Origin of the sequence: Tahibacter sp., assembly GCF_035481375.1 — a bacterium.
GTDB lineage: Bacteria > Pseudomonadota > Gammaproteobacteria > Xanthomonadales > Rhodanobacteraceae > Tahibacter.
On record NZ_DATIGT010000099.1, the window covers coordinates 1 to 8,002 of the forward strand.

General features: G+C 67.0%; 10 protein-coding genes. 5 read left to right on the forward strand and 5 right to left on the reverse strand.

Features of this window, described 5'->3' with window-relative positions; translation table 11 throughout:
* Positions 1-633: multidrug resistance efflux transporter family protein (locus tag VLF18_RS05905; RefSeq protein ID WP_325278690.1), on the forward strand; the 633-nt coding region annotated here is incomplete at its 5' end.
* On the opposite strand, the gene VLF18_RS05910 is transcribed toward VLF18_RS05905, so the two are convergent.
* Positions 630-1,079, reverse strand: a complete 450-nt coding sequence (locus VLF18_RS05910) for an LIC_13387 family protein (RefSeq protein ID WP_325278691.1) — start codon at positions 1,077-1,079, stop codon at positions 630-632. The genes VLF18_RS05905 and VLF18_RS05910 overlap by 4 nt on opposite strands.
* A gap of 103 nt (positions 1,080-1,182) precedes the next feature.
* Here VLF18_RS05910 and VLF18_RS05915 point away from each other — a divergent pair, with 103 nt between their 5' ends.
* A complete protein-coding gene (locus VLF18_RS05915; RefSeq protein ID WP_325278692.1) occupies positions 1,183-1,536 on the forward strand; it encodes a YkgJ family cysteine cluster protein in 354 nt (117 codons plus the stop codon).
* A 38-nt stretch (positions 1,537-1,574) separates the two neighbouring features.
* On the opposite strand, the gene VLF18_RS05920 is transcribed toward VLF18_RS05915, so the two are convergent.
* Entirely contained in the window at positions 1,575-2,093 is a 519-nt protein-coding gene (locus tag VLF18_RS05920) for a hypothetical protein (RefSeq protein ID WP_325278693.1), read from the reverse strand.
* A 308-nt stretch (positions 2,094-2,401) separates the two neighbouring features.
* Between VLF18_RS05920 and icd the strand changes: the two genes are divergently transcribed.
* Positions 2,402-3,700: an NADP-dependent isocitrate dehydrogenase gene (gene icd, locus VLF18_RS05925; RefSeq protein WP_325278694.1), complete on the forward strand. Its 1,299-nt coding sequence runs from the start codon at positions 2,402-2,404 to the stop codon at positions 3,698-3,700.
* A gap of 44 nt (positions 3,701-3,744) precedes the next feature.
* Here icd and VLF18_RS05930 read toward each other — a convergent pair whose 3' ends face one another.
* Positions 3,745-4,128 (reverse strand): type II toxin-antitoxin system PemK/MazF family toxin, encoded by a 384-nt coding sequence (locus VLF18_RS05930; protein ID WP_325278695.1) that lies wholly within the window; start codon positions 4,126-4,128, stop codon positions 3,745-3,747.
* A gap of 103 nt (positions 4,129-4,231) precedes the next feature.
* On the reverse strand, positions 4,232-5,536 hold the full coding sequence (locus VLF18_RS05935) for a hypothetical protein (RefSeq protein ID WP_325278696.1): 1,305 nt from the start codon (positions 5,534-5,536) through the stop codon (positions 4,232-4,234).
* Positions 5,537-5,697: 161 nt separating this feature from the next.
* Here VLF18_RS05935 and aceK point away from each other — a divergent pair, with 161 nt between their 5' ends.
* On the forward strand, positions 5,698-7,437 hold the full coding sequence (gene aceK / locus VLF18_RS05940; protein WP_325278697.1) for a bifunctional isocitrate dehydrogenase kinase/phosphatase: 1,740 nt from the start codon (positions 5,698-5,700) through the stop codon (positions 7,435-7,437).
* A gap of 31 nt (positions 7,438-7,468) precedes the next feature.
* On the opposite strand, the gene VLF18_RS05945 is transcribed toward aceK, so the two are convergent.
* Positions 7,469-7,645 (reverse strand): hypothetical protein, encoded by a 177-nt coding sequence (locus VLF18_RS05945; RefSeq protein ID WP_325278698.1) that lies wholly within the window; start codon positions 7,643-7,645, stop codon positions 7,469-7,471.
* 120 nt (positions 7,646-7,765) lie between these two features.
* Here VLF18_RS05945 and VLF18_RS05950 point away from each other — a divergent pair.
* Positions 7,766-8,002: LysR family transcriptional regulator (locus tag VLF18_RS05950; RefSeq protein WP_325278699.1), on the forward strand; the 237-nt coding region annotated here is incomplete at its 3' end.

Genomic DNA, 8,002 nt, shown 5'->3' on the forward strand with positions numbered 1-8,002 from the left:
CCGCTGATCTATCGCGATTCGCGCGCGCGACTGCCGCGGCGCGCGCTGGGCCTCGGCCTCGTGATCGTCGCCGGCGTGCTGATGCTGCAATACGGCCATTTCGACGGTCATCTCGATGCGAATGCCTGGGCCGCGCTCGCGAGCGTCTGTGTCGCGGCCGTGCTGTACCCGCTCGGCAACCGGCAGATCCTGCTGCACCTGGAGCGCAGCGGCGAAAGCCTCAACGCGACGCAGCGCGTGTTCGGCATGACGCTCGCGAGCCAGCCGTTCTGGCTGATCGTGGCCGCATACGCCGGCTGGAATTCCGGCTGGCCGGCCGCGTCGCAGGTGATGCTCGCCGGCGGCGTCGCGCTGTTCGCCGGCACGATCGCGACGATCCTGTTCTTCCACGCAACCGGCCTCGTGCGCAACGACGCGACCGCGCTCGGCGCGGTCGAGGCGATGCAGGCCGCGGAAATCCTGTTCGCGACAGCGCTCGGCGTGGCTTTTCTGCACGAAGCGTGGCCGACCGGCATCGCGGCGGCCGGCGCGGTCGTCGTGATCGCGGGCATCGCCGGACTCAGTCTCGTCGTCGCGACGAAGGCGGCCGGCGATCCGCGCGAAGCGCGGGCGCTGCGTACCGATCGCGGCTAGCGCGTACCGCGCGCCATGCCGCGGCCGCCCCAGGATGCGTAGCTGAAACCGAGCGCGGCGAGCAGCAGGATGATCACCGTGTGCAGCACCGGATAGGCCAGCGCGATCAGCAGTGTGGCGGCGAAGCAGAGCCAGGCGCTGGCCGTCGCGAGCGGCCGCAGCTTCGGCGCCGGCATGTCCTTGGCCATCCACCAGTAGGCCGTGCCCGCGAGGATCAGGAGCACCGCGAAGCTCGCGCTGAACATGCAGTGCAGGGTCCACAGCGACGTGCCGAAGCGCGGCACGAGGACGTAGCTGCGCATCGCCTCGATCACGGCGCGGCGGCGCTCGTCCATGAACGTGTCCGCGACGTAGAACTGATAGTGCGCCATCGCCTGCATGCCGGCGGAAATAAGGAACACGCCGGCGGCGAACTTGATGCCGCGGCGCAGCTGCAACTCGGCCATGAGGTCTCCGTGTCGGGTCGACGGCGGCACGGTAGCCGCGACCGCGCGACGCGGCAACGGGCGCGCCGCAGTAGACTGCGCGCGTCCTCGCATCGCATCGCTCATGTCTCATCCGTGCCAGCACTGTGGCGCCTGCTGCGCCCGCTTCCGCGTCGCCTTCCACTGGTCGGAGACGACCGACTTCGATCCGGCCGGCATGCCGGTCGAACTGACCGAGCCGCTCGACGCGCACCGCGTGAGCATGCGCGGCACCGACAGCCGCGCGCCGCACTGCATCAACCTCGACGGCACGGTCGGCGGGCGCGTGAGCTGCCGCCACTACGAACGCCGGCCGTCGCCGTGCCGCGATCTCGTCGCAGCCTGGGAATTCGGTGCGCCGAGCCCGCAATGCGATCGCGCGCGAGCGGCCTACGGGCTCGCGCCGCTGACGCCGGAAAGCTGGAAAAGCGACGCGTGAGTGGGGCTTCGCCTGCGGCTCAACCCCACCTACATGCTCTATTTCGCGCGCCGGTAGAGACCGTCGAACACCGCGGTCCAGCTCCTGCCGCCGTCGTCCGAACTCTCCCAGAGCTGGCGCACCGTGCCGTCGGCGTTCGATGTCCAGCTGACGCGCTGCGGCGAGCGCTTGCCGCTGGCCGGATCGACGAGTTCGCCGCTCATGCGCATTGCGCCGTCGGCGAAAGCGCCGCTGAGGAACAGCACGAGTCCGTCCGTGTCGACCCAGTGCTGGGTCCAGCGCTTGTTGGCCGCATCCCAGGCGCTGTAACTCTTGCCCGTCGTGCCGCTCGCGCCGCTCCAGTTCTCGCTGATCGCGCAGCCGTCGAGCACGGCCTCGATGCGATTGCGCCCGGCCGGCTTGCCCTGCGGATTCGTCACGTCCCAGTCGCCGACCCAGAAATCGAACTGATGGAACTCGGGCGCCGTGCAGGCCAGCGGCTTCTTCGCGGGCGCCGGTGCTTCGGCATGAGCGACGGTCGTGAGGCACAACGCGGCAGCGAGCGCGATCGATTTCATGAGTCCTCCCCGGACGGTGGCGAAAGAACGCAGCCCGGTCGCGGCTTGCGCGCCGTGCCGGCCGCGGCTGCCACGGGCCGGCGCGATGCCTCGCCGCGGCCGGACTGCGTGTGGCGCCGGAGTCTAGGCGCGGCGATGCGCAGCGGGGTTCAAGAAATTGCGCGTCGGCCGCCGCGGCGGCGAACGCGCAGGAATCGCGTCACGGCGCGCACGGCCATGGTCGACATGGACGCGCCCCGGCCCAACCGCGACAATAGCCGGCTAAACCTCCCGGCAGCCGCCTGCCTTCCTTCCCACCGGAGATTTTCATGGCCGAGCCCACCATCACCGCCCCCGCCGGCGGCGCCAAGATCACGATCGACAACGGCATTCTCAAGGTTCCCAACAACCCGATCATCCCGTTCATCGAAGGCGACGGCACCGGCGCCGACATCTGGCGCGCCTCGGTGCGCGTGTTCGATGCGGCAGTGAAGAAGGCCTACGGCGGCGAGCGCCAGATCCACTGGCTCGAAATCTTCGCGGGCGAAAAATCCAACAATCAGTTCGGCAGCTGGCTGCCGGATTCCACGGTCCAGGCCTGCCGTGACTACCTCGTCTCGATCAAGGGTCCGCTGACGACGCCGGTCGGCGGCGGCATCCGCTCGCTCAACGTCGCGCTGCGCCAGATGCTCGATCTCTACGTCTGCCTGCGCCCGGTGCGCTGGTTCAAGGGCGTGCCCTCGCCGGTCAAGACGCCGGACAAAGTGGACATGGTGATCTTCCGCGAGAACTGCGAGGACATCTACGCCGGCATCGAATTCGAACAGGGCAGCGACGCGAACGCGAAGTTCCTCGCGCTGCTCAAGGAAAACTTCCCCAAGGAATTCGGCAAGATCCGCTTCCCGGAAACCTCGGGCATCGGCATCAAGCCGGTGTCGCAGGACGGCTCCGAGCGCCTGATCCGCGCCGCGATCGAATATGCGATCGCCAACAAGCGCCGTTCGGTGACGCTCGTGCACAAGGGCAACATCATGAAGTTCACCGAAGGCGCGTTCCGCAACTGGGGCTACGCCCTGGCCGAGCGCGAATTCGGCGACCAGGTCTATACCTGGGAACAGTGGGAACGCACCAAGGCGGCGAAGGGTGAAGCCGACGCCAACGCCGAACAGAAGGCCGAACTCGCCAAGGGCAAGATCCTCATCAAGGACGCGATCGCCGACATCACGCTGCAGCAGGTGCTGACGCGCCCCGACGAATTCGACGTGATCGCGACGCTGAACCTCAACGGCGACTACCTGTCCGACGCACTCGCTGCGCAGGTCGGCGGCATCGGCATCGCGCCGGGCGGCAACATCAACTACATGACCGGCCATGCCGTGTTCGAAGCCACCCATGGCACCGCGCCGAAGTACGCCGGCCTCGACAAGGTCAACCCGGGCTCGGTCATCCTGTCCGGCGAAATGATGCTGCGCTACATGGGCTGGACCGAAGCCGCCGACGCCATCATCGCCGCGATGGACAAGGCCATCGGCAACAAGACCGTGACCTACGACTTCGCCCGCCTCATGGACGGTGCGAAGGAGATCAAGTGCTCCGAGTTCGCGGATGAGTTGATCAAGGCGCTGTAAGCTTCGTTATCTGCGTGTTCGCGCGAGGCGGCATTTCCGCCTCGCTATTCCCGAAAGAACGCCCGCTGCTGAAAGCGCAATCCCGCGAGTATCTGCTCCACGCGCTTTTGCGACAGCGCGCCGATGCGCTCGCGCAGGCGCGACCGGTCGACCGACTCGATCTGCGACACGACGACCACGCTCTGTCGCGGCAGGTCGCCTTCTCCGATATCCAGCAGCACGTTGCCCGGTTCGCTCGCGCGGCCGAGGTTCGTCGTGAGCGCGCAGACGACGACGGTCGTGATGCGCGAGCGGTTGAAAACGTCGTCCTGCACGACGACGTGCGGATGCGCGTAGTCCGGTGCAGGGCCGCGCGAATCGTCGGGCGTCAGCCAGAACAGGTCGCCGCGGCGGATGGTCGAAACGTCTTCGGCGCGGTCGATGGTCATGAGGTCGATTGCGTCATCGGCGGGTAGGAGGCTGCGATTCTGGAGGGGCGTCTCCTGCACCGGTTCACTCCGATGCGCACAAGTTCCCATTTTCCATCGTCGCCTAGTCGAAACGGTCGACGAACACGAGATCCGCTGCCGGCGTTCCGGGCACCGCGAAGCGCGAAGTGCGGGCGCGCTGCGGTGGTGGCGTGACATCGCTCGTGCGCCGGACATTCGTGTAGACCGTGCCATCGTCGAGCAGACGCCAGTACAGGTCACCGGAAATATCCCAGCTCGTGTTGTCGACGCCATCGAGATCGAAGTAGGCAAGCACCGACAGATCGTCCGCGGACACGAGCGCGCCGTCGCTGAGCCACGCGCCGGTGATGAAGCCATGCGTGCCCGACGCATAGGCCTTTCCGCCGGCCGTGCTCCCATCCGGCCGGCGCGCGAGCACGCGGCCGTCGCGACCGATCAGCAACTGTTCGGTTTCTGATACGGCGAGATAGCGCCCGCGCACGGGACCCGCTTCACCGGTGAGATGCATGCGTTCGCCATCTGCCGCGATGAAGGTCGGTCCCGCAACTCCGGTCGCACTGACCTGTCGCAGGCGCAGCTCGGTACCGTACGTCGACCGTGCGATCAGGCTACTGCCGTCGTCGTCGAATCCCACGAAGCCGTAAAACTCGCCGGCTTCGACTCGCCACCGCTCCGTGCCGTCGGCGCTCAGGCGCAGCAACGTCGTGGCCGGTCGTGGGCATACAGTCGGCGGGTCGGCGTTGCAGCCATTGGGGCCCTGCCACACCGCAATCGACGCACTGCCGTTCGGCCACATCCTCACGTAGGGGAAGGTCACGCGTTGATGGGTCCGCGCAAGTTCGGTGAATGCATCGTCGATCACGTTGCCATTGCTATCCATGCGTAGCCAGCGCACGCCATTCGGATGCGGCACGAGGGCGAGCACGCCGTCCGGACGCGCAAACAGCCGCGTGTATTGCCAGAGTGCGCCGGAAGCATGGAGATCGGCCTGAATCGCGCTGGCGCCGTCGTCGTCGATGCGTGTAAGCACGTGTCGCGCATCGGCGCCGTTGGACGAGTAACAACTGCGCAGTACCCAGGATTCGTTATCGGGCAAGGATTCGACCGCACTGATCCGGTGCAAGGTCTGGTCGACCGTGCAGACCGGTTCGGCCGTGATATGCCATTGCCGGGCTCCGCCATCCGTCAATCGGGCCGAGCTGCGCAACAGCCCGACAGTGACGCCGTCGTTGCCGGCGCGAAGGTCGGTAATGAAGGAACTTTGTCCCTCCATATCTTCGAACGAGACGCTCCATTGCGGCGTCCCCACCTGCGCGTGCACAGCGGCGGCACTCAGTGCGGCCGTAGCGGCAACGAGCACATGAGCAGCTACGTGTGAACGCGACATGCACTTCCCCTGAAGTCACGTGCCGATCCTAGCGCCATCGCCTCTGCGTTCCTGCAAGAAAACGCTAGTCGTGCGTGGTTCCGTGCCGTACGGTGCCACTCGGCTTTGCCGGCTTCGCGCGTACGGTGATACTCATGCCACTCTCATCAGACTTTGCGCCCATGAGCGAACCGCTCCTCGCCGCCGAAGCCGCCACCCTGATCCATGCGGGTTTCGTCGATTACCACGCCCAGTTCCGCGCGATCACGCAGCGCGCGCAACGGCGCTTCGAGACGCGCGACTGGGGCGGTGCCGACGGGGATGCAGTCGAGCGCATCGAGCTCTATGACGCCTGCGCCGCGCGCATGGCGGCACTGCTCGAAGGCCATCTCGGCAACACCTTGCGCCATCGCTCGCTGTGGGGCGGGATCCGCACGCACTACGCCGCGATCGTCGCGAACCTCGTGGACCAGGAGATGTACAAGACCTGGTTCAACACGCAGACGCGGCGTTTTTTCAAAACCCGCGGCGTCGACGCCGACATCGAATTCGTCGCGCTCGACATCGAACCGACCGACCGCATCACGCATCCGGTCGCGCGGCACAGCTACGCGGTCTGGAGCAACCTGCCGCGCGTCTGCCAGGCGATACTCGACGACTATCCGTTCGCGGCGGCCTATGCGCACGCGGGGCTCTGCGCGATCCGCATCGCCGAAGCGGTGTCGCGCCGGCTCGAAAGCTGGGGCAGCGATCCGGTCCGCGCGATCGAACTGCTGCAGACCGTGTTCTATCGCGAGCGTCGCGCCTATCTCGTCGGCCGCGTGTTCGGTGTCGACCGCATCGCGCCGCTCGTGATCGCGCTCGTGCATGAACCCGGCGGCATCCGTGCCGACGCGGTGCTGACCGAACGCGAGCATGTCGCGCAGGTGTTCGGTTACACGCGCAGCTATTTCCATGCGGATCTCGCGACGGTCGGCGATGCCGTCGTATTCCTGCGTACCCTGCTGCCGTCCAAGCCCATCGACGAGCTCTATACCGTGCTCGGTCGCGCCAAGCAGGGCAAGACCGAACGCTATCGGCACTTCTTCCGGCATCTGCAGCGCGATCCCGACGAAACCTTCGTGCACGCCGAGGGCGAGCGCGGCATGGTCATGCTCGTGTTCACGCTGCCGTCGTATCCGCTCGTGTTCAAGCTGATCCGCGACCGTTTCGCGTTTCCGAAGGAAAGCGTGCGCGAAGAGGTCATGGCGAAGTACCGCCTCGTGTTCCATCGCGACCGCGCCGGCCGTCTCGTCGACGCGCAGGAGTTCCGCTTCCTGCGGTTTCCGCAGCGGCGCTTCGCGCCGGCGCTGCTGGAGGAAATCCTCGGCGAGTGCCGCGAAAGCGCCTACGTGGACGGCACCGATCTCGTCGTCGCGCATTGCTATATCGAGCGCCGCCTGCGGCCGTTGAACCTGTATCTGCGCGAAGTCGACGCGGAGGCCGCGCGGCGCGCGATCCTTGACTACGGCCAGGCGATTCGCGATCTCGCGCGCAGCAACGTATTCGCGGGCGACCTGCTGCTGAAGAATTTCGGCATCACGCGCAACGGCCGCGCGATCTTCTACGACTACGACGAGCTTTGCCTCGTCGAGGAATGTCGCTTCCGCGCGCTGCCCGATGATGAAGGCGACGGCGCCAGTGGCAGCGACGCGTGGTACGTCGGCCCGCACGACGTGTTTCCGCAGCAGTTTCCGCGATTTCTCGGCCTGACCGACGACTTGCGCGCGGCGCTGCTCGACCGCCACGGCGAGATCTTCGACGTGCGCTGGTGGCTCGCTTTGCAGCAGCGCATCGCCGCCGGAGAACGCATCGACGTACCGCCCTATCCGGCGACCGCGTGCCTGACGCCGGCCGCACTGCTCGGCCAGCCGTTCCTCTGAAACGCGGCGCGTCCATGCGCCGCGGCGGACTTCAGGCGGCGACGCCGCAACCGCCGCAGGACAGATCGTCGGCATTCGTCGACGCTTCGTGCCGCGCATCGCGCTGCGCCGCGCCCTGTGCCGCTTGGGCGAATGCGTCGTCGAGCACGTCTTCCGGGCGCGTGAAATGCCCGTGCATGAACAGCAGGTCTTTCCAGATCGAGGCCATGGGGTCGCTCCGTGGTGGGCGCGGCGGAGTTGACGCCGCTTGAAGGTTGCGACAGCGTAGCGACGCGAAACCCGGGAAAAAAGCGACATCTTTGCAAGCCAGACTTGAAGGAAATTCAACATGGCCCGACCTCCGCTGGCAGCGCTGCAGGCGTTCGTGCTGGCCGCGCAGCAGCGCAACCTGTCGCGCGCGGCGCTGCAGCTGAACCTCACCGTCAGCGCGCTGAGCCACCAGATCCGCGCACTCGAGCAGCGCCTGCAGCAGACCCTGTTCGTGCGCGGGCCGCGTGGCGTCACGCTGACCGATGACGGCTCGCGGCTGCTCGACGCGATCGAGTCGCCGCTCGCGGCGATCGAG